Source organism: Streptomyces sp. NBC_01296 (assembly GCF_035984415.1).
In the GTDB taxonomy this organism is placed as follows: domain Bacteria; phylum Actinomycetota; class Actinomycetes; order Streptomycetales; family Streptomycetaceae; genus Streptomyces.
In genome coordinates, this window is record NZ_CP130720.1 from 5,449,858 (window position 1) to 5,476,423 (window position 26,566).

23 protein-coding genes are annotated in these 26,566 nt (G+C 70.7%); 15 read left to right on the forward strand and 8 right to left on the reverse strand.

Annotated elements, in window-relative coordinates; genetic code table 11:
* Window positions 1-66 precede the first annotated feature (66 nt).
* The 3 genes from OG299_RS24775 (at window position 67) to OG299_RS24785 (ending at window position 4,021) form a co-directional block, all read left to right on the forward strand.
* Window positions 67-2,100 carry a helix-turn-helix transcriptional regulator gene (locus OG299_RS24775; protein ID WP_327362652.1) on the forward strand — a complete coding sequence of 678 codons (2,034 nt, stop codon included), beginning with the start codon at window positions 67-69 and terminating at the stop codon, window positions 2,098-2,100.
* On the forward strand, window positions 2,097-3,080 hold the full coding sequence (locus OG299_RS24780) for a hypothetical protein (RefSeq protein WP_327362653.1): 984 nt from the start codon (window positions 2,097-2,099) through the stop codon (window positions 3,078-3,080). Before OG299_RS24775 ends, OG299_RS24780 begins: the two co-directional genes overlap by 4 nt.
* A gap of 167 nt (window positions 3,081-3,247) precedes the next feature.
* Complete coding sequence (locus OG299_RS24785) at window positions 3,248-4,021, forward strand: DUF6339 family protein (protein ID WP_327362654.1); 774 nt, start codon at window positions 3,248-3,250, stop codon at window positions 4,019-4,021.
* Window positions 4,022-4,039: 18 nt separating this feature from the next.
* Here OG299_RS24785 and OG299_RS24790 read toward each other — a convergent pair whose 3' ends face one another.
* The 6 genes from OG299_RS24790 to OG299_RS24815 all read right to left on the reverse strand — a co-directional run bounded on the left by OG299_RS24790 (window position 4,040) and on the right by OG299_RS24815 (window position 13,005).
* A complete protein-coding gene (locus OG299_RS24790; RefSeq protein WP_327362655.1) occupies window positions 4,040-5,329 on the reverse strand; it encodes a DNA cytosine methyltransferase in 1,290 nt (429 codons plus the stop codon).
* 65 nt (window positions 5,330-5,394) lie between these two features.
* Window positions 5,395-6,381, reverse strand: a complete 987-nt coding sequence (locus tag OG299_RS24795) for a DNA cytosine methyltransferase (protein ID WP_327362656.1) — start codon at window positions 6,379-6,381, stop codon at window positions 5,395-5,397.
* A 39-nt stretch (window positions 6,382-6,420) separates the two neighbouring features.
* Window positions 6,421-9,378 (reverse strand): Z1 domain-containing protein, encoded by a 2,958-nt coding sequence (locus OG299_RS24800; protein ID WP_327362657.1) that lies wholly within the window; start codon window positions 9,376-9,378, stop codon window positions 6,421-6,423.
* Between the two features lie 17 nt (window positions 9,379-9,395).
* The gene (locus tag OG299_RS24805; protein ID WP_327362658.1) at window positions 9,396-10,376 is read right to left on the reverse strand and encodes a PD-(D/E)XK motif protein; all 981 of its coding nucleotides are present in this window, start codon (window positions 10,374-10,376) and stop codon (window positions 9,396-9,398) included.
* On the reverse strand, window positions 10,369-11,901 hold the full coding sequence (locus tag OG299_RS24810) for an ATP-binding protein (protein WP_327364591.1): 1,533 nt from the start codon (window positions 11,899-11,901) through the stop codon (window positions 10,369-10,371). The genes OG299_RS24805 and OG299_RS24810 overlap by 8 nt, the downstream gene beginning before the upstream one ends.
* A gap of 108 nt (window positions 11,902-12,009) precedes the next feature.
* The gene (locus OG299_RS24815; RefSeq protein WP_327362659.1) at window positions 12,010-13,005 is read right to left on the reverse strand and encodes an SEC-C domain-containing protein; all 996 of its coding nucleotides are present in this window, start codon (window positions 13,003-13,005) and stop codon (window positions 12,010-12,012) included.
* A gap of 68 nt (window positions 13,006-13,073) precedes the next feature.
* Between OG299_RS24815 and OG299_RS24820 the strand changes: the two genes are divergently transcribed.
* The 4 genes from OG299_RS24820 to OG299_RS24835 all read left to right on the forward strand — a co-directional run bounded on the left by OG299_RS24820 (window position 13,074) and on the right by OG299_RS24835 (window position 15,990).
* Window positions 13,074-13,850 (forward strand): class E sortase, encoded by a 777-nt coding sequence (locus tag OG299_RS24820; protein WP_327364592.1) that lies wholly within the window; start codon window positions 13,074-13,076, stop codon window positions 13,848-13,850.
* 49 nt (window positions 13,851-13,899) lie between these two features.
* Entirely contained in the window at window positions 13,900-14,226 is a 327-nt protein-coding gene (locus OG299_RS24825) for a DUF6412 domain-containing protein (protein WP_266994679.1), read from the forward strand.
* A gap of 104 nt (window positions 14,227-14,330) precedes the next feature.
* Window positions 14,331-15,011, forward strand: a complete 681-nt coding sequence (locus OG299_RS24830; RefSeq protein ID WP_327362660.1) for a YidC/Oxa1 family membrane protein insertase — start codon at window positions 14,331-14,333, stop codon at window positions 15,009-15,011.
* A 121-nt stretch (window positions 15,012-15,132) separates the two neighbouring features.
* Window positions 15,133-15,990, forward strand: a complete 858-nt coding sequence (locus OG299_RS24835) for a fumarylacetoacetate hydrolase family protein (protein ID WP_327362661.1) — start codon at window positions 15,133-15,135, stop codon at window positions 15,988-15,990.
* Window positions 15,991-16,123: 133 nt separating this feature from the next.
* On the opposite strand, the gene OG299_RS24840 is transcribed toward OG299_RS24835, so the two are convergent.
* Window positions 16,124-17,296: an ALF repeat-containing protein gene (locus OG299_RS24840; RefSeq protein WP_327362663.1), complete on the reverse strand. Its 1,173-nt coding sequence runs from the start codon at window positions 17,294-17,296 to the stop codon at window positions 16,124-16,126.
* 81 nt (window positions 17,297-17,377) lie between these two features.
* Entirely contained in the window at window positions 17,378-18,505 is a 1,128-nt protein-coding gene (locus tag OG299_RS24845; RefSeq protein ID WP_327362665.1) for a Gfo/Idh/MocA family oxidoreductase, read from the reverse strand.
* Between the two features lie 56 nt (window positions 18,506-18,561).
* Between OG299_RS24845 and OG299_RS24850 the strand changes: the two genes are divergently transcribed.
* The 8 genes from OG299_RS24850 to OG299_RS24885 all read left to right on the forward strand — a co-directional run bounded on the left by OG299_RS24850 (window position 18,562) and on the right by OG299_RS24885 (window position 26,556).
* Window positions 18,562-19,650 carry an ROK family transcriptional regulator gene (locus tag OG299_RS24850; protein WP_266628984.1) on the forward strand — a complete coding sequence of 363 codons (1,089 nt, stop codon included), beginning with the start codon at window positions 18,562-18,564 and terminating at the stop codon, window positions 19,648-19,650.
* Between the two features lie 420 nt (window positions 19,651-20,070).
* On the forward strand, window positions 20,071-20,811 hold the full coding sequence (locus OG299_RS24855; protein WP_327362666.1) for a hypothetical protein: 741 nt from the start codon (window positions 20,071-20,073) through the stop codon (window positions 20,809-20,811).
* Between the two features lie 88 nt (window positions 20,812-20,899).
* The gene (locus OG299_RS24860) at window positions 20,900-21,664 is read left to right on the forward strand and encodes a GntR family transcriptional regulator (RefSeq protein ID WP_266628987.1); all 765 of its coding nucleotides are present in this window, start codon (window positions 20,900-20,902) and stop codon (window positions 21,662-21,664) included.
* Window positions 21,665-21,822: 158 nt separating this feature from the next.
* Entirely contained in the window at window positions 21,823-22,944 is a 1,122-nt protein-coding gene (locus OG299_RS24865; RefSeq protein WP_327362667.1) for a TIGR03364 family FAD-dependent oxidoreductase, read from the forward strand.
* A gap of 5 nt (window positions 22,945-22,949) precedes the next feature.
* On the forward strand, window positions 22,950-23,678 hold the full coding sequence (locus tag OG299_RS24870; protein ID WP_327362668.1) for a phosphonatase-like hydrolase: 729 nt from the start codon (window positions 22,950-22,952) through the stop codon (window positions 23,676-23,678).
* On the forward strand, window positions 23,675-24,724 hold the full coding sequence (locus tag OG299_RS24875; protein WP_266628990.1) for an ABC transporter ATP-binding protein: 1,050 nt from the start codon (window positions 23,675-23,677) through the stop codon (window positions 24,722-24,724). Before OG299_RS24870 ends, OG299_RS24875 begins: the two co-directional genes overlap by 4 nt.
* The gene (locus OG299_RS24880; protein ID WP_327362669.1) at window positions 24,717-25,772 is read left to right on the forward strand and encodes a 2-aminoethylphosphonate ABC transporter permease subunit; all 1,056 of its coding nucleotides are present in this window, start codon (window positions 24,717-24,719) and stop codon (window positions 25,770-25,772) included. The genes OG299_RS24875 and OG299_RS24880 overlap by 8 nt, the downstream gene beginning before the upstream one ends.
* Window positions 25,759-26,556 (forward strand): ABC transporter permease, encoded by a 798-nt coding sequence (locus tag OG299_RS24885; RefSeq protein ID WP_266628992.1) that lies wholly within the window; start codon window positions 25,759-25,761, stop codon window positions 26,554-26,556. Before OG299_RS24880 ends, OG299_RS24885 begins: the two co-directional genes overlap by 14 nt.
* Window positions 26,557-26,566: the final 10 nt, after the last annotated feature.

Below are 26,566 nucleotides of genomic sequence, written 5' to 3' on the forward strand. Positions count from 1 at the left end.
GGGAGGGGATCCGTTCGAGTGGGCGGTGAGGAGTTCGGGCCTTGGCTGGCACGTCAGTTGAGTCGGATGGACATATCCCAGGACGAACTGGCCGACCGTGTGGGCCTCACGCGCGCGGCGGTTTCTGCTTGGGTGAACGGCCGTTCGGAACCCAGGGATGACACGAAACGGCTCCTCGCCGAGGTATTCGGAACGGATGCGGCATCCTTGGAGGCTCGCGTGAGTGACGTCGTCACCACTTTGCCCCTGCGTTGGCACCACCGACGGGCGCATGCCGACGGCGGCCGCGAGTACGGAAACGCCGCCGCATTCGCCTTCGACGCAGACATGGCGGTCCTCACCCGCGAGGCCACCCAGAACTCGCTCGACGAACGACTGGACACAGGGGCTCCGGTCCGGGTCGCGTACACGCTCCACGAGCTCACCGGCAGCCGCCTGAAGAAATTCCTCGACGCGCTGCACTGGGACGAGCTCCTCCCGCACTACGAGCAGGCTGCGGGCGCGCCGCAGAAGGTGTCCCGCAGCCTCCGCGCGGCGCTGGACGACCTAGCGACCGGGGATTCCCTCCTCCTGCTTCGGGTGGACGACTGCAACGCGACCGGCCTCACCGGCCCGGAGTACGCGGACGGCCGCTTCGCGGCAGTCGTCCGTCGACAGCTGGACAGCCACAAGACATCCGGCAGTCGGGCGGGCGGCTCGTACGGCCTGGGCAAGGCCACCCTGTGGGCGACCAGCCGTTTCGGTCTCGTTCTGGTCAACTCCACTCTGTCCGAGGCTCACGAGGGTCGGACCGAGCGACGGGTGATCGGTCGACTCGACCTTCCGTGGCACGAGGTCGACGGTGCCGCCTATGCCGGGCCCGCCTGGTTCGGCGAGCCCGACACCGCCCCGGATCACAGAAACGTGGCCCGTTCGTGGTGGGCCGCCGAAGACACCGTGCGGGACCTGCATCTCGAACGCAGCGGCGCCGCCCCAGGCACGTCGTTCCTCATCGTCGGCGCCCATGACGCGTCGGGGGATGCCGAGGATCTTCGCGATATCCACGACAAAATCGTCAGGTCCCTGGCGGACGGGTTCTGGGCCGCCATGGTCGGCGGCCGGCGCGCCGGTCCGTTGCTGGAGGCGACCGTGCGGACCCTGAGGGACGGCCAAGTGGTTGTTCCCGAGGAGCGGGTCGATCCCTTCGCGAGGCACCCCGCCCTGTGTCGGGCGCTCCGGGCGTACCTCGACGAGGAGACGGTCGACGCTCTCACCTCCGAGGAACAGGTGGCCGCGGTCGAGGTCCCGATCGTGGTGTCGCCGCGCAAGGGGCAGGTTGGGGAGAAGGGGATCCGGCATGCTGCGGTGCTGCTGCTGACGCCCGCTGCCGACGGGGACGAGAAGCACAGCCGGGTCGTGTGCATGCGGGGCAACCGCATGACGATCACCGAGCACCGCCCGCGTGAGCTGCCTCCGGGCTCCATTCCCTTCCAAGCGGTACTCCTCGCCGGATACGCGACCGAGCGGGACGGACAGGACGTTGCTCTCGCCGAGGCGTTCCTCCGGGCGTCGGAACCGCCGGAACACGATCGATGGGATCGAACCGAAGAGCTCACCTCGCTGTACGTGCGGGGGGCGCTCACGCGGCTGAAGGAGTTTCGGGCCGAGATCGACAAGGCCGCACGAGGCCTGGTTCAGCGGGAGACGGCTCCGCGTGCGGAGGGCCCGGCGGGTTTGCGGGAACTGCTGCGCCTGGACTACAGCGGACCCACGCAGCGCCGTTCCGCGCCTTTCCCGATCGTGGACCGGCTCAACGCCACGCTGGAGCCGTCCGGAGCGTGGAGCGTGGCCGTGACGGTGAAGCTTCCCCATGCCGACGACCCTTGGCTGCTGACGCCGGTCGCGAAGTTCGACGTGCGCTCGGGTGGGAGGCCGGTGGTCGACTGGGCGAGCTTGGCCGCCACGGACAACTGCCGCCTCGAGCGCGGCAATCTCGCTGTCGATGCCGGAGTGCGGCGGGCGGTGTTCCACGGTGTCACCGACCCGGCCACACACCCTGTGCGCGGGGCTTTGGCCCGTCTCGTCATCGAGGTCCAGAAGGCTCGTGGAGGTGTCGCGTGACCGTTGCCTTCCCCTACACCGTGCTCTTCGGCGACGTCACCGTCAGAGTCCTGTCCGTGAGGGTCGACGGCGATGAGCTCCCTTACACGATGATCTCCGCGTCGGACAGGACCGTCGCCCTGCACAGGGCAGGGCGCGAGTCCTGGGAACGGGCCCGGCTCCGGGTCGCAGTCGACTTTCCGCAGGGCGAGTTGGCCGAGGGTCCCTGGTCGGATGTCGTTTTCCTCGCGGTCCTGTCCGAGAAGTCCACCAATGCCCGGACGACCGCCGTACTGAGGCGGACGGACGACGGGACCGTCGAGGGCACCGTCGAACTGGCCCGGGCGCGGCACCACGACCGGGTCACGCTGGCCGTATCCGTGGTCGCGACCGTCGGCGACGTTCCGGGACGTCTGATCGGCTCCGCCAAGGACTCCTGGTACGTCGATCTTCGGGCGTCGGCGCCGGAGCGGCGTCAGGAGATCGAGATCGTCGAGGCCGACTTCCGTGAGGGTGCCCACGAGTGGCTGCGCGCCTACCAGGACTCGGCCTGGGTCGTCGATACGACCGGTGACATGCCCACGATCTACCTGAACACCGGTTCCGTGGAGGGGTTGATGGCGCTCCTCCACAGCCGTGGGGGGATGCCGTCTGAGCGCGCACTCCGGGACATGACCCACAGCATGATTGCCCAGGACGCCTGGATCGCCATGTTCCACAGCGCGGCGGGCGATCTGGATACGGACGAGGACGGGACGCCGATCATGCCGAGCGGCTGGCGGGAGGCCGTTCTGCGGTCCATGCTGCCGGACGTGCTGCCGGGGCAGCAGCCCACCGACGCCCTGCACGAAATTCTGCAGCGCCGGGAGAAGGGCTACGGCTGGGCGGAGCTTCAGACAAGCGTGCAATTCGCGGCGGGTCGGCGCAGCCGAAACAGCCGGCATCTGACGACCGCGGTCCGCTCGTTGGGCGCCGCAGGCGAGGCAGGAGAGCCCCGGTGAGCCGGAGGAACCACGATATTCCGCCGACTCTCGGGTTGCTTCCCGACATGGCGGCTGCCCGGCACCTGTCCCTGGTGGTGCAGACCGGGGAACAGAGACCTCCGCAGGTCGCGCTCCGCCGGGCATCGGAGGTGCTCGGAAGCGCCCGACGGTGGCAGGCAGAGCCCGTGCGAGAGCTGGTCGACAAGGCCATGGAGCGTTTCGACGTGCGGCGAACAGAGGCCGACGGCTGGCTGGCCCCGCGCCTGCACGCGACTTTGCGCATGACGCGCGCGGAGGCCGCCGACAGCCGCCTGTGGAACTTCCTCGCGATGGTCGTGGCCCCCGACTACGTGGTCTGGCGCCATCGGGGTGCAGACTCGGAAGAAGATCGGGGAACAGTGCCGGCGGCTCGCTTCCGAGGAGCGCACTACACGCAGGCGTTCTCGCGTCTGTGGTGGGCGGCGGAGCTGTTCCGCAACGGTTCCGACTACGGCCCGGTGGAGGGCGTGTGCCGGGTTCAGGACTTCCTCCAGACCACGATGCGCATGGACGTGGTCGACCACAGGCCGACGGCCCAGGCGATGGTGAGGGTCATAGAAGGCCGCCTTGCGAAGGGCGCCGCGCGCCCCGGGGATCAGGTCAACGCCCTTTCCGCAGCCGTCAATGCGGCGGGGAGCACCCTGGTGTACGACGTGTTGGCGCCTGACGAGGCACCGGACACGGATGCCCTGCGGGACTGGATCGACGACTCGGAGGACGCTCCACCGGTGCCCTGGGACACCCTGCCCGACGGCCCGGACGACGGACGGGTGCTGAGCCGCTCGATCGACGATCTGATCCCGATTTTCGAGCGGCTCCTCGACGAGGCGCCGCTGCGCGACCGGTCGAGGCGGCGGAGTGTCCCGGCGGCGCGCCTTCCCGAAGGAGTGTCGCTGGTGAAGGCGACCGACGGACACTGACTGCCGGGACCCGGAAGATCAGTCCTGGTCCGCGAGGAATCGGTGGATGGACTCGGCCAGTGCCCGGCCGAGTCCGACGGGCACGGCGTTGCCGATCTGCCGCGCGATGTCCGTCTTCGTCCCGAACCACTTGAACCTCTCGGGGAAGCCCTGAATCAGCGCCGCCTCGTAGTGCGTGATGGGACGGGGTTCCCGGGGGTGCAAATAGCGCCCCTTCTCCGGCTTGTAGAACTCGGTGCGAATGGTGACCGAGGGTGAGTTCACTCGAAGACGTCCCATCACATCGCCCGAACCGGAATTGTGATTGTCCCAGCTTTCCGTGGAAAGATAGTGCTCCTGGCTCTTCAGGCGTCGATATCCGGGATCGGTGGAGAGTACGATTTCGTTCTTTCCGTTGAGTCGGTAGTGGATTCCTCGGAGATTCTTTCGATTCCCACCCGGAGGGATCGCCGCGTACCGGGCCCTGGAGAGTTCGACCGGGTTGCGTCCGAAATGGAGATCGGTCGTGAGGTAGTGGCCCGGTACGCCGTGCGAGAGCGGGGCCTCCCCCTCGCGAGGTTCGCGGAGACCGGTCTCGACCTGAAGCTTTTCGGACCTCTGGAAGATCCCCTTCACCGAAACCCACCGGGGCTTGCGAGATCCGTCGCCGTCGGGCCGGAAGAGCGCAGCCTGCGCGTCGGCGGCGGCCTCGGACTCGTATCCGTTCTTGTCGTGGGTCGTCTCGGGGTGGTGGAGCGGCGTCTTGAAGTCCTTGTGCGTGCAGATGACTATGACCCGCTTGCGGGCCTGCGGAACACCGTAATCGGCGGCATTCAGCAGGGCCGGGATCACGGTGTAGTCGTGCAACGGGTGTCCGGGGGTGTTCGACGCGGCACACAGATCCCGGTACTGGGCGGATTTCAGGAACCGGTCGACGTTCTCGATGACGAACAGCTTGGGGTGGACCTTGGAAACGACACGGACGTACTCCTGCCAGAGATCGTTGCGCGGATCGTCGGGATCCTCCTTGCCGAGACCGGAGAAGCCCTGGCAGGGCGGACCGCCCATGATCACGTCGACCTGCCCCTTGAAGGGCGTGGGATCGAACCGCGCGATGTCGCCGGGGTAGACGTGGGCCCCGCCGAAGTTGGCCGCGTAGGTCGATGCGGCGGCCGCATCGAACTCGACGGCCGCGACGGAGGTGAACGGATTCTCTCCCACTTCCGGCGCATACGCTCCAAAACCGGCAGAAAATCCGCCAGCCCCGGCGAACAGATCCATCACCTTGATCTGTCCGGATTGTGATGTGGGGGGCTGCGTGCTGGTCATGAGGGCCAAGTGTAGTCACCGCCAACGGCTGTGATCGTGGGCTCGTCGGAGCTCGGGACGAACACTCAGGCGCGGAGTGCCGCGGCGATCGCCGCTCCCAGGGCGTGCCCGACAGGCGGAGGTGACGCGTGTCCGATTTGGCGATACCGGGCCGTCTTGCGTCCGGCGAACGTCCAGTCCGCGGGGAACGACTGCAAAATGGCCGCCTGTTCCACGGTGAGCGCCGGCATGCCCTTTCGTCCCAGGGCGGGGTCCCACACGAAGGACGCGTCCGGCACGGCGTCGGCCACGGTGCCGCCGTCGATGCCCATGCGGGCCCATGCCGCCTTCGTTCCCTTCGGGCCGAGGTCGCCACCACCGCGGTTCCACGACCCTCCGACGAGGGTGCGGGCCGGCTCGTTCGCCTGTCGGGCCCATCGATCGGCCTCCGGCCAGCCGCGGGCCTGCATCGAGGAGCCAAGCGCCTCTCCGACCGTTCGATGGTGCTCCACGGTCGGCGCAGGTTCCAGGAACGCGTCCAGTGCATCGCCCTTGAACGCGACCATGATTCCCTGGAGGCGAACCTGAGGCACCCCGAAATCGGCGGCGTTGAGCACGAACCACCGGTGCCGGTACCCGAGGTGGTCCAGCTCCTCGGCAATGTGATCGCGAAGGGGCTGGTACTCCGGCCTGGTCACCAGGTGCGGAACGTTCTCGAGGAGCACCGCTCGCGGCTGTACGCCGTGCAGCAGCAGCATGGTCGCCTCGAGCAGTCTGGTCTCGGCGTCACTGTCCCTCCGGTTGACGGAGGCCGTCGCCTTGACCCGGGGGAGCCCGGCAGACAACAGGTCGACGTCATACGTCTGGGTGTGCTCGCACGGATCGAAGGACAGCAGATCCGTCTCGTGCACGTCCCACTGCGGCCGGTTCAGCCGCAGTGTCTCGCACGCGACGTCCCGGTTGTCGAGAACGATCACCGGATCGAATCCGGCTCGCTCCAGCCCGAGTGTCAGGCCCCCCGCCCCGGAGCACACGTCCAGGGAGCGCAAGCGTTCCCCTCCCGACTCGTTCATCCCGCCCCCGGTGATCTCCGCCGAACCCCCACGTGGAGATCAACCGTGGTCGATCTCCGTGACGTCGATGATCGCATCGGCGGTCGGGGAGATCGTCGTGAATTGGACAACCTGGCCGTTTGCACCGCGGGCGGCGGCAGGTGCCACGAACGAGAAGGCCAACACGACCTTGCCCGGATCGATGCGCTCGCCGTCGAACGCATCTCGGTGGAGGCGCTCCACGATCGGATAGAGGACCAGTGCCCCCCTCCGCTCCGCGACCAGGGACTCCGTTGTCGGGTCACCGGAGTGGCCCGGTGCACCGGCGATGCGGTGCGCCACCCCGCGGTGCTTCTTGTCGCTGATCGCGCCGAAGAGGCCGTGGCGGTCCCGTCGGCGGTCCCGCTCGAACCAGGAGTACCGACGCCCCTCCGAGCCGAGCCTCAGGGCCTTCCCGTGGGCACCTGCGTGCTGGGGCGCGAGCACCACCCAGTCCTCGACGAGACCGTTCTTCGTGATCTCCTCGATGTAGCGCAGATGGGGGGAGAAGTGATCAGGATGCTCCCATTCCAGGCGGCCGAGGATCGACAGCAGGCCGTCGGCAGCGAGCGTTCCGGTCAGCGCGCGGTAGCGGTGGACCGTGTTCTCCTCCGCGAAGTGGTAGGCGTATGCGCTCGCGTCCCGGTCGAGGGACTCGAGCACGGGCACCCACAGTTCGGTGTTGCGAACGAGGGACGCCTTCTTCTGCGGGTAGGCCGTCGGCTCCTCCCATCGCCCGGCGGATCGCACCAGCTTCAGGCGCGCGTTGTACATTTTGTTGGGGCTCGTCGGCTTCAGCCACGGAAGGTGTTGCGACACCAACGGCGGAACCTGTGCCGGTGTGATCTGCGGGTATCCGTCCACCAGCACCGCGTAGCGTTCCAGTTCGCCGCGGAACGACTCCTCGTCCAGGCACAGCGCGTGGAACGCGGCGTACAGGTCGATCTCCTTGTCGCCCATGGCCTCGCTGCGTCCCAGGTAGAGACGGACCAGGTCACGGTAGCCGCGCCGGAAGCCGAACCAGCGACCCATCTGCATCAACGACGACGCGTTTCCGGCCCGACGCCGGAAGTAGGAGATGGTGAGCCCTTCCACGGTGAAGCCGCGGGCGAGCAGTTGACCGCCGATGAGGATCTTCCAGATCGGCCGCTTGTCGAAGTCGGCGTCGCCGGTCTCCAGATCCTTGTCACCGTTGACGACGATGACCGGTTTGCCGTCCCTGCCGATGCGCATGGCCGCGACACCGACGAAGGGCATCAGCTCCTCGTACGTCTCGGGCACGGCATGGCCGTCTGCGCGTACGGCGGACACCGGCGCGATGTCGGTCTCGAACAGCTTGCGGAGGCGGCCGTGACCGCGGGGCCCGGTGTACCCGGCATTGTCCCAAAGGCCGAGGATCCTGTCGTGCAGCTCTCTGTGGTCGTTCGTGCGCACGGACTCGTGGACCAGCATGGTGTGGTGCTCGAAGTGGCCGTCCTGGAGCCCGTCCACACGTTCCCGGTACAGCTTCACGGCGGCCGTGAGGACGAACATGTCCATGGCCTCCTGAAGACACGTGTCGTCGTCATCGGCGCCGGCGCCGATGACACGGACGTGCGCCTTCTCGTTGGAGTTGGCGAACGTGGCCTCGCCCGGTTCCAGCGCGGAGTCCAGGTCGTGGAAGTCACGGGCGCCCATGTACCCGGCCGGGCGCGGCAGAGAGAGGATGAAATCCTTGGGGAAGATGTCCTCAGTGTCGCTCGGATCCACGAAGACGTTGGCGAACGGGGTTGCCGTGTAGCCCACGTACTGGGAGCGCGGGAGCATTTTCAGGAGCTTCGCGATCTGTTCGTTGATGGCGCTCCGCTTCTCCACCTCCGGCTTGGTCGTGTTGACGGACGCCTCGTCCGACTCGTCGTCGATGATCAGGACGGGGATCTGATCGAGTGGAGTCTTGATCTTGCCGAGGTCCTTGACCAGCTTCGCGAGCACGGTCTTGTTCTTCTTCACGACCATGAGCCGCGCCGCGCAGCCGTGGAGGTTGTCGGGGTCGTACAGCGGCCGACCGGGCTTGTGTTTGTGGAACTCCAACGCGGTGATGCCCTGGAGCAGGCTCTTGTAGTCGTTGTCGCGCGTGGTCATCCGGACGATGTCGAACGCACCGAGGGCCGATGGAAGATCCCCGAAGGCGAGGAACCGCCCCTCCCGCCAGGCCGGGTCGTCGGCATAGTCCGACTCCGATTCGGCGCTGCCTCGGAGAATGTTCTCCCGGCCCACGAGCTCCATGTCCAGCCGCCGCTGTGTCTGGGCCCTGAGCGTGTTGATGGTGCCGCCGAGGACGATCACGAGGCGATACCCGGCGTCGAACGCCTTCGCGATCACGCCGGTGAAGTTCGCCGTCTTGCCCGACTGCACGTAGCCCACGACGAGGCCCTTGGACTGGTAGGCCTCCTCTCCGGTCGGATCGGAGAGCCGCTCGACCACCCGGTCGGTGGCGGTGTCCAGATCGGCGACGGCCTGTGCGGGCCAGCCCTTGTCCGTGAGCAGCCTGCGATACGCCGGCCAGTAGTAAGAACGGCTCCGCTGTGACTCCGGGGTGTACCAGGGTTTGAAGGTGTCGCTGATGACCACGGGGCCCGCGGCCTTCACCACGGGGATGAGGTTGTCGAGGAGGGTGCAGGTGCCGCGCTCGATCCTCAGCAGACCGTAGACCTCCGACCGCCGTTCGTCGGTGCGCGGCGAGGTCGTAGACCAGGCGGGCGCCTCGGCGTAGTCCCACGTGGTGAGTTGGCGTCGCCAGAGCTCGACCAATCGGTCGGTGGCGTGGGCTGACGACAGAGCCGTTCGGAAGTCGGTCTCCGTGGCATGCGCCTCCGCCTCCGGAGCCATGTCGTCGACCTGATAGACGAGCGCCTTTTCGAGGCTTTTCGGCCGGCTGCCGTCCAGGTCGGCCAACACGGCGCAGTGCAGTTCGAGTCGCAGCTCGTCGGGGGCGGTCATCGCGGGTCCTCGGTTCGTCACGGGAGACGGAAGTCGGTCAGGTCAACCGGAGCCCCCGGCTCGGGGGACAGGTGATTCAGGCGTATGCGGTAGTCGACCGACAGAATGTGATCACGCACATCCGGCGGCAGCACGGCGTGGGTGAGACGCGGAACCCTGTCGGCGGGGACGAGAAGCGGGTCGCCGCGCAGGGTCCACCGTTCGTCGTCCTGCTCGGTCGGGCTCCAACCGGATCGATTGATCGCGGCTTCGAGACGTGCGCCGGCGATGCGGCTCGCGGCGTGGGCGTCCCGGACGACGGCGGCCACGGACTCGCCCAGGGTCCGACCGCCGGCGCCGCCACGGGTCACTTGCAGGGAAGCCAGCCACAGCGGGCGTCCGGGTGATTCCTCGAGTTGCCGAATGCCGTGCACGGTGTGCTGCCGGTCCTCGGACGAGGTCGTCTTCACTTCCACGTCCGAATCGGGCAGACCGAAGTCGTGCTGTTCTCCCCGTGGCCCGGTCCAGGCGTCGACTGCACTCTCCCAGCCCCGCACACGGGCCACCGCGCGCAGCACCGCCAGTTCACCGTGCAGGCCGATGCGTCGTTCGGCTCCGAGTCCGCGGGGCCGGTGAAGGAGCCCGGCCCAGGCATCGACGGTCTCGTCCAGTGCCCGCCCGAGATCGCGGTCGCCGGTGACGACTCGATCGGCGACCGCCATCAGCAGATCGTGGAAGTCGCGCATGAGCTCGGTCTGGGTCGTGCGGACGCGGGCCATCCGCCTGCCGCGGTGGGCCACCTGGTCGATCGTGATCGACGGCACGGGAGACCGTGGCGGCGACTGGTTCCGGTCCAGCTCGACGTGGAGGGAGATCCCGTGGCCGCCGTCGCCTATCTCGTAGGAGACCAGTCGTTCCGACCTCGGCGGCGACAGGGGGTAGCTGGTCTCCTGCCGTACGCCGAGATAGTGCTCGACGGTGGACCAGGCGAGCTGCGGGAACGATGCCGGGTCACTCATCGTCTGCCATACGCTCCAGCTCGGCGCGTGCTGCGGCGACCAGGATGGACTGCCACAGCTGGAGGTTGTCCTTTTCCCGCGAGCCGCTGTACTCCTTCTCGAAAATCTGGTGCAGGAGCAGGAACATCAGCGACTTGACCGTCGGGGCGTCGTTGAGCCCGCCACGTCGCCCACCCAGCACCGCGGAACGGTAGTGCTGGTTGAGCACGATGACCCGATCCTCGCGGTCGATGTCGAAGAAGTTCCCGTTGTCGAGCTTCTGCCAGCGGACGGAGATGGGCTCCTCGCCCTGCATCAAGGGGAGCTCGTCCTCCATGGCCTCGCGCAGCGAGGGGTCGAATCCCTTTCCCGGTCCGATCACTGCCTTGCGTGTCGTGCCGGCCCTCCTCCGGGCCTCGCGGTACGCGGCATCGGCGGCGCCGATGTATTCGGTGAAACGGCACCCTTCGGTGTCGACCGCCTCGTTCAGGGCGTCGGCGAATTCCGGAGAGGTGTCGACTCCCTCCTTCTTCACGGTGAGCCGGAAGACATCGTCTGCCGTGTCGGGCAGGTCGACGGCCACGCGCGCAAGCGAGAGGTACTGGTCGGGCTGCCGGAAGTTGTTCCAGCCGCCCGCCTGGACCAGGCGGTTGTGGCGGTAGAAGTAGAACCCCTGACGGTCCAGCACGGAGCCGACCGCCTTGTACTCGTCCAGGGTGGACTTGGCCGGCCAGACATGCGCGTGGAGGGGCACCTCCCCCACCGAGGGGATCGAGGCGGTGAACGTCTTCGGGTATGCCGGGTGCCCGGCCTTGGGGTACCCGAAGGGATCCAGCGGGTCGACTCCGAAGTTCATGTATTCGAGGCCGGTGTTGACGTCTTCCACGGCGATCGTGATGTTGAAGTCGTCGCGGGCGAGGAAGCGGTGGAGGCAAAGCCCCAGCTGCAGCCCCAGCCGATTGATCGTGCGATGCAGATATCGGTCGGTTTGTCCGCCTCCGCCGTGCTGGGGGAAGTTCTTCACCCCATCCCAGCGGATGACAGTGCCCTGCCAGACGATCGGCCGCTCGGAATAGCGGTCGATCAGAGTCTGCGCGTAGTCCTGGTCGACGATGTCGCACTGGTGGCCGCTCACGGCGCGCTCCATGAGCCACCGCCGTCCCACCGCTCGGGTGCGACGCGTCTTGGTCACGACGGTGACCGCGGAGGCATGGCTCAGCGAGGCGGATTTCAGACCGGTTCCGAACATGCCCAGGGCCTTGGCGTCGTAGTCGCGCCGGCCACCGACGGTCATGGCGACGTCGAGTTCCTCCTCGGTCATGCCCTTGCCGTCGTCGATCACGAGCAGACTCACGAGCCGGTCGGCATCACGCAGGAAGTGGATCACCACGTCGCGTGCACCGGCGTCGATCGAGTTGTCGACCAGGTCGGCGATCGCCGCCTCGAATCCGTATCCCTGGCTGCTCAGCGCCTTCATGTAGCGGGCATCCGGGGGAAGGTGCTTGGTTCCGTTGGTCGGTACCTCGAACTGCCAACGATCGGTCATTTCCTGCCCTGAAGTCGATCTGTGTCTGGCATGAGCGTAGTGCTCATGCCAGGCCGTGGGCAGGGGGAAATGGCGAACGGTCACCCGCCGGTCGCTGAGGGCGCGCACTCAGGTGCCGTGGCACTCCGCGTACGGCTTGCCCGAGGTGCACCAGCACGGGGATGTGGGGGTGGGGGGCCAGGAGGTGGCTTTGCCGCGGGCTGCCAGGGTCGTGGCGTACTCCGGGAGGAGGGACGGGGAGGCCGGGGAGGTTTTCTCCGATGCCGCGAAGGCCTCGTACGAGGGGACGCTCGCCGTCACGATGCCGAGGTTCGTCGTGCCCGAGGCCGCCAGGGCGCGCAGGGACGTCTCGATGTGCGCGAGGTGCGCAGCGTGCGAGGGGTATTCCGCCGCCAGGGTGGGGTACGACGTGAGGAGCTCGGCCAGTTCTCGCTGGGGCCAGTGGAGGATGGCCACCGGGAACGGGCGGGAGAGGGCGGCGCGGCGGTCGCCCAGTTCGGCGCGGAGGCGGGCGATCTCGGCGCGGAGCTCGGCCGGGTCGTCGGAGCCGAGGGCCCAGATGCGCTTCGGGTCGTGGAGCTCGTCCAGCGGGATCGGGCCGATGTGGCGGGTGTCGGCGACCATGTCCCAGTCGTCGTGCGGGAGTCCGAGGAGACGGCGGACCCGGTGGCGTCCCGTCAGGAGGGCCGTCGTGGCGGGGGTCAAGGGTGCGCTCTCCGTGATCAGGAGGGTGGCCGCCTGGGTGAAGCACTCCTCCGAGGTGGTCAACTCGTCGTGGGCCTCGAGGGCTTCCGCGATGACCTCCCAGGGGGCCGGGTCCGCGGGCGCGGCCGCGCGGATGCCCTGGATGAGGGCGCGGGCCTCGGGCTCGTGGCCGTACTCCCACAGGTTCGCGGCCTGGAGCGCCTTGATCAGGTGGGGGTCGGCGGGTGAGGCGGCGAGGAGTTGGTCGTACAGCGCGCTGGCGCGGTCCCGGGCGTCACCCAGTTCGAGGTGGGCCGCGGCCTGGAGGAGCAAAGGCTCCTGGTCCTCGGGGTAACGGGTCGCCGTGCGGATGAGGCGCTCGGCTTCGGCAATGTGCTCGGCAGGCGTGTCAGGGCGCATGGTTCACACCGTACTGCCGCTGGTCTGTTGAAGGGGGAGGACTTAAGGTGCGGCCCGTGCGGGATCACATGCGTGTGGTGGTGCAGGGGGGTGGACGGCGGGGGCGGGGGGTCGGTCTCGCCGGGGTGCTGTGGGGCGTCGCCGAACTGGCCGTCACCGTGGGCGTGGTGGTGTTGTTGCTGGTGGTGCACCAGGTGTGGTGGACCAACCGGCAGGCCTTGGCCGCCGCCCACCAGCAGGTCCGGAACCTGGAGAGGGAGTGGGCCCTTCCTTCCGATCCTGGTTCCGATCCCTCCACGGCTCCGGTGCCTGCCGCGTCGCCTTCTGTCTCCGCGTCCGGGGCGACGGTCGCCTCCGCCTCCGCCGAGCCGGCCCCGCCCGCCGGCGCGAAGGCGCCGCCGGCCCAGGAGTCGGCGTACGGGGTGCTGCGCATCCCGCGGCTCGGTGTCGTCGTGCCCGTCGCGCAGGGGGTCGACAAGCGGGCCGTGCTGGACAAGGGGTACGTCGGGCACTACCCGGGGACCGCACAGCCCGGGGCGGAGGGGAACTTCGCGCTCGCCGGGCACCGCAACACCCACGGCGAGCCGTTCCGGTACATCAACCGGCTGCGGGCCGGGGACGAGCTGATCGTCGACGTACGGGGACAGCGGTACACGTACGTGGTGGGGAAGGTCTTGGCGGAGACCAGCGAGCGGGACACCGGCGTGATCGCGCCCGTGCCGCGCAGTACGGTCCGGCCGGAGTACGGGTACGGCGAGCCCGGCGCGTACATCACGCTCACCACCTGCACGCCCGAGTACACCTCCAAATATCGGCTCGTGGTGTGGGGAACCATGCGGAGATGACCCGCGTTCTTGTATGCGGTGAGTACGGATCTCGGGAGGGGGGCACTGCATGACTCGGCATGATCGTGGGCGGCTGCTGATGCCGCTGCTGATGTCCCTGCTCCTGTTCGCCGGGATCCTCGGGTTCCTCGGGCTGTTCGCCGGGGAGGGCGGGCTGGGTGGACTGGGTGCCGTCGTGGTCGCCCTCGCCGCCACCGTCACCGTGGGTGCCGCGGCCCTCGCCGCCCGGCTGGTACAGCCTGTGCCTCCCCACCGCATACGTACAGCGATACGTGATCGCGAGCAGCGCACCGCGTTCCTGCCGCAGCGTGATCCCGATGCCTCGGGCCGGTCGCGGCCCAGGGCGCCCGGTCGTCTCGTCCTGACGGCCGCGTAGGGGCACCTGCTCTCCACTCTTGCTCTGTTTGCTGTCGTGCCCCTCGTGGCCGTCGCGCCGAAATGCATTTTTTCGACGTTGACGAGACCCCTCGGAGGGCCCGCGTGTCCGTTTTCACCTCTCTTGTTGTCGAGCTGGGCCGGTTCCTGGAGCCGGTGCTGGCCGAGTCCGCGACCGCTGCCGCGATCGTGCTGTTCACCGTGCTCGTACGGCTCGCGCTGCATCCGCTGAACCGTGCCGCGTTCCGCGGTGCGACCCCGGTGGCCGGCTGCCTGCCCATGCTGCTCCAGCTGCCGGTGTTCTTCCTCATGTACCGGGCCTTCTCCTCGTCCGGCGAGCTGCTGGACCACCGGCTGTTCGCCGCCCCGCTCGGGGCCCGGTGGAGCGATGCCCTCGGGGACGGCGGCCTCTTCGGGGCGCAGGGGCTGGTCTTCCTCGCGCTGTTCGCGGCCATCGCGGCGGTTGCCGCGTGGAGCGCGGTACGGGGACGGCGGACTGCCGCCTCGGCCGCTGCGGCGGCAGCTTCGGCACCCGTCGTGGCCGTCCCCCGCGCGAAGGGCAAGCCCGGGGTCGCCGCCGAGGTGAGCGCCGAGCAGCAGGCGATGCTGCGCAAGCTGGGCGGCGTACTGCCGCTGCTGTCGTTCGGGACGCTGATCACGGCGGGAGTGGTGCCGCTGGCCGCCGGGCTGTACCTGGTGACCACCACCGCCTGGTCCGTGGCGGAGCGGGCCTGGCTCCAGTACCGCAAGGAGGCGGTCGAAGAGCGCGAGCGTTCCAGTCTGTGAACAGGGTCTTGCGGATTGGGTTGCCATCTTGGAGGATCAACCAATTCTCCGATGGCCGCAACCCATCGGCAGGCCCGGGCTCGCCCATGGGCCGACCACCCACGACCACGGGAGAATGCCCATGAAGCTGCTGCGTGTCGGACCGGTCGGAGCGGAGCGTCCCGCGCTGCTCGACCAGGACGGGACCCTGCGCGACCTGTCCGGCCTGATCACGGATGTGGACGGCGCCCTGCTCGCCGACGACTCCGTGCTGTCCCGGGTACGGGACGCGGCGGCGGCCGGGGAGCTCCCCGTGCTCGACGCGGAGGGTCTGCGGATCGGTGCGCCGGTCGGCAGGATCGGCAAGATCGTGGGCATCGGGCTGAACTACTTCGGGCACGCGGCCGAGATCGGTGCGGAGCCTCCGGCCGAGCCCATCCTGTTCCTCAAGGCCGCGGACACCGTGGTCGGCCCGGACGACACCGTGCTGATCCCGCGCGGCAGCGTGAAGACCGACTGGGAGGCCGAGCTCGGCGTCGTGATCGGCAGCACCGCCCGCTACCTGTCCTCCGCTGCGGAGGGCCTGGCGCACGTGGGCGGATACACGCTGGTCAACGACGTCTCGGAGCGCGAGTTCCAGATCGAGCGCGGCGGCACCTGGGACAAGGGCAAGAACTGCGAGACGTTCACCCCGCTGGGCCCGTGGCTGGTCACCGCCGACGAGGTCGAGGACCCGCAGGTCCTGGACGTGAAGCTGTGGGTCAACGGCGAGCTCAAGCAGGACGGCAACACCGCCGACCAGATCTTCCCGGTCGGCGAGGTCGTCCGGTACCTGAGCCGGTTCATGACCCTGTACCCGGGCGATGTCATCGTCACCGGCACCCCGGCGGGCGTGGCCATGGGCCAGCCGGAGCCGAAGCCGTACCTGCGGGCCGGTGACGTCGTGGAGCTGGCGATCGAGGGCCTCGGGCGTCAGCGCCAGGAGTTCAAGAGCGCGTAGCCGCGAGAGAGCGGGCGGGCGAACGGGCGAGCGGACGAAGCGAGCCGACGAAGCGAGCGAGGGGGGCCGCCTTGGGCGGCCCCCCTCCGCCATCCGGTCGCAAGCGGATGCGCGCGTACGCGGCGCCGCCCGGTCAGCCCTTCGAGGACCCGCGGCGACGCCGGCCGGCGAAGACCAGACCGGCGCCCGCGCCGAGCGCGGCGGCGCCGCCGCCCGCGATCAGGGCGGTCTGGGTGCCCGTGTTCGCGAGCGCGCCGGACCCGCCCGTCGCGGTCACGTGGGTGTTGCCGCCCGACGTCGCGATGGTGGCCACCGTCTGCCGGACGCCGCTGTCCTTGCCCGCGTCCGGCTTGCCGGTTTGCGCGTCGGCGGCCTTGTCCTTGTCGCGCGCCGTGAACTGCCCGGTCTTCAGGAACTCGACGCGGTCCGCGGGCGTGCCGTTGATCGCGATGATCGCGGCCTTCTTCAGCTCCGGGCCGGCCTTGTTGAGCATCGCCCAGATCAGGACCATGTTGTCGTCGTCGCGCAGCTCGTGCTGCGTGGTCGTCACGAACGTGCGCAGCGCCTCCGGGCTCGGATTCCCCTTCAGGAGCGCGAGGATGCCCTCCTTCAGGCCCGGGCCGGCGCCGTCGAGCATCGTCAGCAGCGCCACGCGGTCGTCCACCGCCCGGATCTTGTGCTGCCCCGTCGCGACGAACTCGCGGACCTGCTCGGGCGTCCCGCCGTCCAGCAGCCGGTTGACCGCCTCGGTGATCCCGCGGCCCGCCCCATGGAGCATCCGCGTCAGCTCGACCAGGTCGTCCTCGAAGCGGGCCGTGTGCTGCCCCTTGGTGAGGAACTCGGTCAGCGCGGCCTGGGTGTCCGTCTTCAGAGCGGCCTTGCCGGCCTTCTGCACGGCCGGGCCGCCGACGCCGATGATCTGCGAGACCCGTACCCGGTCGTCGGTGAGCTGCTCCCGGGCCCACTCCACCTCGAGGAACTTCCGCAGGTCCGCGGCCGATCCCTTGAGCGCCTTCTCGGCCGCCTCGCGTACGCCCGGCCCGCTCGCCGGGTCCGCGAGGATCGCCTGGACGGCGGCCCGGTCCTTCGCGGCCTGGGGGTCCTCGGCCGGGCTCTCGGCCGGCTTGTCCGCGGGCTTCCCGGCCTGCTCCTGCTCCTCGGCCCCCCGGTCCGGCACGCTCGGCGCGCTCGGCGCAGCCGGCGCGGCCGGCGACGAGGCGTCGGCCGCGAATGCCGGCGAGGCGAGCAGGACGGCCGGGGCTATCGCGGCGGTGGCGACGACCGATGCGATCCGGGGCAGCTTCACAGACAGATTCCATTCTTCACACGCGTGACGATCTTCAACTTGTGCAGGATAGATCGCCCGTGACCCGCAAACTGTCCATTTTCAGGACAAGGCAGGGCCTGTGCCCGGGTTCAGCTCGACGGTCACCCCGTCCCGGGACGACGTCCGCGCGGCCTCGAGTACGGCCAGGCAGTGCGCCGCCTCGTGCGCGGTGACCGGCGCCGGGCCGCCCTCGCGCAGGGCCGCCGCCACCGCCGCGTAGTACGCGGGGTAGTCGCCCGGCACGGTCGGCACGGGGGCCCCGCCGCCGGTCAGCGGGGACTCGCCGGAGCCCACCCGGCCCCACAGGTGCTCGGGCTCCACGCCCCACGGGCTCTCCCCGACGCCCGGCCGCTGCCCGTCGCGCAGGGCCGCCTCCTGCGGGTCCAGCCCGTACTTCACGTAGCCCGCGCGGGAACCCAGTACGCGAAAGCGCGGCCCCAGCTGCGCGGTGGTGGCGCTGACGTAGAAGTGGGAGCGGACCCCGTTCGCATGCGTGACGGCGATGAAGGTGTCGTCGTCCGCCTCGGCGCCGGGGCGGCGCACGTCGGTCTCCGCGTAGACGCGTACGGCCGGGCCGAACAGCACCAGTGCCTGGTCGACGACATGGCTGCCGAGGTCGTACAGCAGGCCGCCGATCTCCTCCGGGGCCCCGGATTCGCGCCAGCCGCCCTTGAGCTGCGGGCGCCACCGCTCGAACCGGGACTCGAAGCGCTGGATCTCGCCGAGTTCGCCGTCGGCCAGGAGGCGGCGCAGGGTGAGGAAGTCGTTGTCCCAGCGGCGGTTTTGGAACACGGACAGGAATGTGCCGGTCTTGTCGGCGAGGGCGGCCAGTTCGCGGGCCTCGGCGGCGGTGGCGGCGAGCGGCTTGTCCACGACGACCGGGATGCCGGCGTCCAGTGCGGCGGTGGCGAGCGGGACGTGGGTCTTGTTCGGGGAGGCGACGACGATCAGGTCGAGGGCGGGGGCGAGGTCCCAGAGCTCCTGCGCGGAGCCGACGATCCGGACGCCGGGGTACGCCTCGCGCGCCTGGGCCTGCCGGCCGGGGTCGGAGGTGACGACCGTGTCGAGGACGAGCCCGTCCGTGGCGGAGACGAGCGGCGCGTGGAAGACGGAACCGGCGAGTCCGTAGCCGACGAGGCCGACGCGGAGCGGGGCGGAGGGGGAGGAGGGGGAGGTGGTGGCGGTCATGCCTCCTACTTTGGCAACAGTGTTGCCTAAGTGCAAGGAGGGTGGACAATGGAGACGTGGACAGGGAGAGCAAGGGCAACGGAAGCGGCGTGAACCTACCGGCGCTGCGCGGGCACAACGACGCGCTGGTGCTCGGCCTGCTGCGCGAGGCGCATCTCGAAGGCCTCAGCCGCGCCGACCTCGCGGCCCTCACACGTCTCACCCCGCAGGCCGTCAGCAAGATCGTGGCGCGGCTGCGGGCGGAGGGGCTGGTCGCCGAAGCCGGGCGCGGCGCGTCCACCGGGGGCAAGCCGCGGACGCTGCTCCGGCTGGTCTCGGGTGCCCGGCACGCCGTCGGCGTCCACGCGGACCGCGACGAGCTGCGGGCGGTGCAGGTGGACATCGCGGGCACCGTCGTCGACCGGATCCGGGGCCCCCTGGACTTCGGGGCCGGACCGCAGGCCACCGCGGAGGCGGTCGCACGCGCAGTGATCGAGCTGTGCGGGGAGGCGGGGACGCGGTCCCTGCTGGGCGTGGGCGTCGCTGTGCCGGGGCCGCTGGACTGGCAGGCGGGCGTACTGGGGCGGGTGACGGGACACCCTGACTGGGAGGGGTTCCCGCTGCGCCAGGCGGTGGCGGAGCGGCTCGGACCCGACGCCCCGCCGGTGGTGCTGGACAAGGACACCAGCGCGGGCGCCGCCGCCCCCGGCCGCCGGGCCTTCGAAACCTCGCTCTACCTGCACCTGAGCACCGGCCTGGGGGCCGGGCTCCGGCTCAACGGAGAGGTCTACCGGGGGGAGCGGTCCACGGCCGGGGAGTTCGGACACCAGGTCCTGAGCCTGGACGGCCCGCCCTGCCGGTGCGGAGGCCGCGGTTGCGCGGAGGTGCTCTGCCTCGCGGCGGTGGCCCGCGGCGACCTTCCGGAGGCGGCGCGGATCCTGGGCGAGGGCGCTGCGAACGTGGTCGCGCTGCTGGACGTGGACCGGGTGTGGCTCGGGGGACGGGTGGTGGACTCCGCCCCGGAGGTCTTCACGGAGGGCGTCCGCCGCGTCCTGGCGGCCCGCACGCTGGGCGGCCCGGTTCCGGAGGTCGCCGCGTCCGAGGACGGCGTCGCCGAGGGCGCGGCGGAACTGGCCCTGGCCCCGCTGTTCGGCCGCGTGCGCTGAGGCTCCACCGCCGGGCGCGGTGCGCGGTGCCCGGCGCGATCCGCAGCCTCCCGCGGCGGCCGTGCGTGCATCGCGGCCGTCCGTGCATCACGTCCGTCCCCCCGGGGCCGTGATGCGGCGGCTGATGTCTGGCGCGACGTCATGCAACGCGAGGCCCTGCGCGTTGGGGTCGGGCCGGTGCCGTGGCTGACGGGCGTGCGGTGTCGGTGTGGGCGCCGCCCGGCGGTGGGTGCGCCGCCCGCGGCGAGCCCGTGGTGGCGGTGGCCCGGCCCGGTGGGCCGATCAGGCGTAAGCGGGGGGCGGGGTGGCGTGGCGGGGGGAGGGGGGTGCGGGGGCGTGGGAGGGTGCGGGGAGGCCGGGGTGATTGTCGCCTCGTCCGACCATCCTCCCGTCCGGCGAGCAGCGAAGCGAAGGTCTTCCATGCGACTGCGCAAAGCCCTTGCCCTCTCCGCCGCCCTGGTCGCCGTCGCCCTCTCCGCGCCGAACGCCGCCGCGGACATCGGCAACGGCGGCGGCGCCCACCCCGCGCCCGCGCTGCCGTCCCGGATCGAGGCCACCTGCGGCGACGGGAAGAGCACCGCCTTCCCGATCGGCGCGCGGATCCGCGGCGGGCCGGCCGTGTACCGGGCCGGCGGCGGGCCGCAGACCTGGTTCCTGGACCTCACGAACACGACGAACTCCGAGTGCACCGCCATCCACCCCGTCGTGGTGTTCACGGACAAGGCCCGCGCCCTGCTCCCCGCCCACTTCCGGATGGAGTTCGAGACCTCCGGCGGGACCCTCCCCGTCAGCCTCGAGCGGAGTGACCGCGACGAGGTCATCGCCGTCTTCGACGGCGGCGAGGCCTTCTCCGGCTTCGCCGTCCGCGGCGGCGGCTCCCTGACCGTCACGGTCCACCTGGCCTTCGCGCCCGGCGCCCCCGCCGGCGAGGTCGTCGCCGACGCCGCCCTCGTGCAGCGCCGGGCCGACGACGGCGACTGGGTCGGCGAGGCCGGCGGCTACCGGTTCTCCGTCGAGGGCCCGGAGGAGGAGACGGGCGCGGCCGGCTCCCTCGCCCACACCGGCCCCCGCGACTGGGTGTTCGCCGCCGGCGCGGCCGCCGCCCTCGCCGCCGGCGGCGGCCTCCTGCTGACGGCCCGCCGACTGCGCACCCCCGCGTAGCCCGGCCGCCGCGCACCCCGGCCGCCGCCCCACCCCCCGTACCCCGTCGCGCTGATCTGCGTACACCCCGTCCGCGTACAGTCCGAGGGTGGAAGAACAGAACCTGCATCACCGCCCCGGCTCGCCCGTTCGGTCCGGGATTCCGGAGCACGGCCGCATCCCCAAGTACTACGCCGTCAAGGCCCTCATCGCGGATCTCCTCGACGACCTCGGCGAGGGCGGGCTGCTGCCCACCGAGCGGGATCTCGCCGAGCGGTACGAGGTGTCCCGCGAGACCGTGCGGCAGGCCCTGCGCGAGCTGCTCCTGGAGGGCCGGCTCCGCCGCTCCGGCCGCGGTACCGTCGTCGCCGGTCCGAAGCTCGAACAGCCCCTCTCCCTCGCGAGCTACACCGAGGGCGTACGGCGCCAGGGCCGCCGGCCCGGCCGTAACCTCATCGGGCTCGAGCAGTTCCCCTGCCCGTCCGAGCTGGCCACCGGCATCGGCGCCGAGCCCGGCGAGCCCGTCTGGCACCTGGAGCGCGTCCTGCTCGCCGACGACGAGCGGGTGGGCCTGGAGAGCACGTACATCCGGGTGGCGCGGGCGCCCCGCCTCGATACCGAATTCCAGCCGGACTCCTCCTTCTACGGGTACCTCCTCGACCGGCTCGGGATCTCGTTCGGGGACGCCGACGAGAAGCTGGAGACCGTCCTCGCGACCCCCCGCGAGGCCTTGCTGATCGGCACCCCGCCGGCCCTCCCCATGCTGCTCATCCACCGGTTCTCCCGGGACCAGGACGGGCGTCCGCTGGAACGGGTGCGTTCGCTCTACCGTGGCGACCGGTTCAGCTTCACGACCCACCTGCGCCCCGAATAGTCCCGAGGGATCACCGCCAAGGGGCCGAAAAGGGGCGTACTCCAGGCGTATTCAGATCACGAGAAGGTAACGGGTCTAGTCCAAGTGTCGAGGGCTGTTCACCGTCCCGTTGCCACCGCGATCCCCCCGGTCCACGGGCCGCGACCACCGTGGAGCGCGTGAGAGTCATAGTCGTCGGAGGCGGCGTGGTCGGCACCATGCACGCCTGGCAAGCAGTCGAACGCGGCCACGAGGTCGTCCAGATCGAGCGAGAGGCGGAGGCCAGAGGCGCGTCACTGCGCAATTTCGGCCAGATCTGGGTCAGTGGACGGGCCGGGGGCGAGGAGCTCGAGACCGCCCTGCGGGCCCGCGAGCTCTGGGAGCGGATCGGCGCGGAGGTGCCCGGCCTGGGCTTCCGTGCGATCGGCTCCCTCACCCCGGTCCGCAACGCCCGCGAGTACGCGGTCGCCGAGGCGGCCGCCGCCCGCCCCGACGCCGCCGCCCGGGGCTACGAACTGGTCACCGCCGAAGAGGCGCGGCAGATCAACCCCGCCCTGCGCGGCGCCTTCGAGGCCGCCCTGTGGTGCGAGCGGGACGCGGCAGTCGAGCCGCGCACCGCCCAGCTCCACCTGCGCGAGGCCCTCGAGGCGAGCGGCCGGTACACGTTCCTGCCCGGACGGGAGGTGCGCGAGGTCGTCGGCAACGGCGCCGTCCGCGACGACCACGGCGACGTCCACCAGGGCGACGCCGTCATCCTCGCCACCGGCGCCTGGCTGTCCGGACTCGTCCGCGAGCTGGTCCCCGACCTGCCCGTGCGCCGCGTCCGGCTCCAGATGATGCAGACCGCCCCGCTCGGCGAGGACCTCACCACCTCCATCGCGGACGCCGACAGCTTCCGCTACTACCCCGCGTACCGGAGCGACGCGCTCGACGCCCTCAACGCCGAGCAGGCGCAGGCGCCGATCGCCGCCGCGCACAAGATGCAGCTGCTGATGGTCCAGCGCCAGGACGGCGGACTGACCATCGGTGACACCCACGAGTACGAGCACCCCTTCGCGTTCGACACCCTCGAGGACCCGTACGCGTACCTCACCGAGGTCGTCGAGTCCTTCCTGGGCCGCCCGCTGCCGCAGATCCGGCGCCGCTGGGCGGGCGTGTACGCGCAGTGCACCGACACCACCCGCGTCGTCCACCGCCAGCAGGTGGCCGACGGCGTCTGGCTGGTGACCGGACCCGGCGGCCGCGGGATGACCTGCTCGCCCGCCATAGCCGAGACCACCGCGAACGAACTGGGCTGGTAGAGGACATGAGCAACATGAGCAGCGCGAGCAGCGCAAGCAGCACGAACAACGCCTCCCACGGCCTGGTCGTCCTCGACATGGCCGGCACCACCGTCGCCGACGACGGCCTCGTCGAGCGCGCCTTCGAGCGCGCCGCCGAACGCATCGGCGTCGAGCCGGGCACCGCCGACCACGCGGCCAAGCTCCAGTACGTCCGCGACACCATGGGCGAGTCGAAGATCTCCGTCTTCCGCCACCTCTTCGGTACGCAGGAGATGGCCCAGCGCGCCAACGCCGCCTTCGAGGAGGCGTACGGCGAGCTCGTCGACGGCGGGCTCATCGCCCCGATCCCCGGCGCCCGCCAGGCCATCGAGAAGCTCCGCGCCGACGGCCGGACCGTCGCCTTGACCACCGGCTTCGCCCGCGTCACCCAGGACGCCATCCTCGACGCCCTCGGCTGGCAGGGCCTGGCCGACCTCACCCTGTGCCCCGCCGACGCGGGCGGCCGCGGCCGGCCCTACCCCGACATGGTGCTCGCCGCGTTCCTGCGCACCGGCGCCGCCGACGACGTACGGGACGTCGTGGTCGCCGGCGACACCGCGTACGACATGCTCAGCGGCCGCCGCTCCGGCGCCGGGATCGTGGCCGGCGTCCTCACCGGTGCCCACGACCTCGCCGCGCTCACCGAGCACGGCGCGACCCACGTCCTCGACTCGATCGCCGAACTGCCCTCGGTCTTGCTGGAGTCGGCGTGAGCGGCATCCGCTTCGAGGGGGTCAGCGTCGCGTACGGCGGCAACACCGTGCTGGACCGGCTCGACCTGACCGTCGAGCCGGGCGAGGTCATGGCGCTGCTCGGCCCCTCCGGCTCGGGCAAGACCACGGCGCTGCGCGCGGTCGCCGGTTTCGTACGGCCCGCCGCGGGCCGGGTGCTGATCGGCGGCCGGGACGTCACCGCGCTCCCGCCGCACAAGCGCGGCATCGGCATGGTCGTCCAGCAGTACGCGCTCTTCCCGCACATGCGGGTGGAGGACAACGTGGCGTTCGGCCTCAAGGCGCAGAAGGCCCCCAAGGCCGAGATCCCGGGGCGCGTGGCCGAGGCGCTGGAGATGACCGGGATGGCGGCGTACGCCAAGCGCTACCCGCGCGAGCTGTCCGGCGGGCAGCAGCAGCGCGTGGCCATCGCCCGCGCGCTGGCGATCCGGCCCGGGGTTCTCCTGCTCGACGAGCCGCTGTCCGCGCTCGACGCGCAGCTGCGCTCCGGGATGCTCGCCGAACTGGCCCGGCTGCACCGCGAACTGCCCGACGTATCGATTCTGTACGTCACGCACGACCAGGTGGAGGCATTGACCCTCGCCGACCGGATCGCGGTCATGGACAAGGCGCGGCTGCAGGACTGCGGCACTCCGCAGGAGCTGTACCGGGCGCCGCGCACCGAGTTCACCGCGTCGTTCGTCGGCAACGCCAACCTGCTGCCGGTCACCGTCGCCGACTCGGGGGCGCTCTTCGCGGGGCGGCCCCTGGAACTGGACCGCGGGCGCGCCGTCCCCGGCGCGAACGCGACCCTGTGCGTACGGCCGCACCTGCTCGGCCTCGGGGCCGGGCCCAACGCGCTGACCGGCACGATCGCCGAGGTGCAGTGGCGGGGCTCGACGCACCGGCTGTACGTCGACGTCGACGGCCATCGCGTCAAGGCGGACCTGCCGGAGCTGCGCGAGACGCCCGCGCTGGGCGACACGGTGACGCTGCACTTCGAACCGCGGGACGCCGTGCTGCTGGCCGCAGGGGTGTCGGATGACTGAGGCCCCGCGCCTGCACGGGCGGCGAACAACTGCCCTGCCGGGCACTCGGACCCCGGAGCACGCCGACGCCGCGTCGGGTACCCCGCAGGGCGCTCAGGCCCCGGCGCCGGAAGCGCCCGCGCCGTCCGGCGGACGACCGGCGGCCGGCTCCACCGTCGGGCACGGCCCCACCGTCGCCGGGCACGGCACCGTCACCGCCGGCCACACCACCACCCCGCAGGGCCGGCGCGGCGTCCCGCGCCGGCTGTGGTCCGTACCGCCCGTGGCCGTGCTCGCGCTGGTCTTCCTCTACCCGCTCGCGCTGGTCGTCCAGCAGTCCCTCACCCCCGAGAACGGCGGCGGCGCCTTCGACGCCTACGCCTCCGTCTTCCGCTCCCACGCGTTTCGCGAGGCGCTGGGGACCACGGTCTGGCTGGCCGCCGGCGCCACCGTCGGCTGCCTCGTCCTCGGCTTCGCGCTCGCGCTGATCATCGCCTTCGTCCCCTTCCCCGGGGCGCGCGGCGTCGCGAAGTTCATCGACGTCTTCCTCTCCTTCCCCTCCTTCCTCATCACCCTCGCCCTCCTCTTCATCTACGGAACCGTCGGCATGGCCAACGGGCTCTGGACCGACGTGACCGGCGCCGCCGACGGGCCCTTCCACTTCCTCACCACCCCGTGGGGCGTGCTGCTCGCGGAGATCACGTACTTCACGCCCTTCGTGATGCGCCCGCTGCTCGCCGCCTTCTCCCAACTCGACACGGCCCAGCTCGAAGTGGCCTCGTCGCTGGGGGCGAAGCCCGCCCGGATCGTCCGGCGCGTGATCCTCCCCGAGGCCCTCCCGGCGCTCGCCGCCGGCGGCAGCCTCGTCCTGGTCATGTGCCTCAACGAGTTCGGGATCGTCCTGTTCACCGGAGCCAAGGACGTCACCACCCTCCCGATGCTCATCTACGGCAAGGCGATACTCGAATCCGACTACTCGGCCGCCTGCGTGGTCGCCGTCGTCAACATCGCGATCTCCGTCGGCCTGTTCGGCCTCTACCGGGTGGTGAGCAAGCGTGCTGGTGCATAGCAAGGCCGGCCGCTGGGCCGCCTGGGGCCTGTTCGGGCTCCTCTTCCTCCCCCTCTTCGCGCTGCCGCTGCTCGTCGTGGTGGCCGCGTCCTTCTCCACCCACTGGTCCGGCGCCTTCCCCTCCGGCCCGACCACCGAGAACTACGCCTCCGCCGTACGGGGCGAATCCCTCCAGGCGCTGACCACCTCGCTGGTGACCGCCCTCGTCGCCAGCCTGCTCGCGCTCACCGTCGGCACCTGGGCCGCGCTGGCCGCCGCCGGACTGAAACGGCGCGGAAAGCGGACCCTGGACGCCCTGTTCATGCTGCCGGTCGCCGTGCCGTCCGTGGTCGTCGGCCTCGCCGTCCTGGTCGCCTTCAGCAAGCCCCCGCTGCTGCTCAACGGCACCGGCTCAATCGTGATCCTGGCGCACACGATTCTTGTCACGGCGTTTGCCCACCAGTCGGTTTCGGCCGCCATCGTTCGTCTCGACCCCGCGTACGAACAGGCGGCGGCCTCCCTGGGCGCCCGTCCCGCGTACGTGTTGTGGCGGGTCAAGCTCCCCCTCCTGCTGCCGTCGCTGACGGCGGCCGCCGGACTCTGCTTCGCCCTGTCCATGGGCGAGCTGAGCGCCACGATGATGCTCTACCCGCCGGACTGGATGCCCCTCCCGGTCCGGATCTTCACCGCCACCGACCGCGGTTCGCTCTTCGGCGGCTCCGCCGTCGCCGTGGTCCTGATGGCCGCCACCCTGCTGGTCCTCCTGGCCGTCTCCCGCATCCGCACCAGAGCCACGTACCGCTGACTCCCTTTCC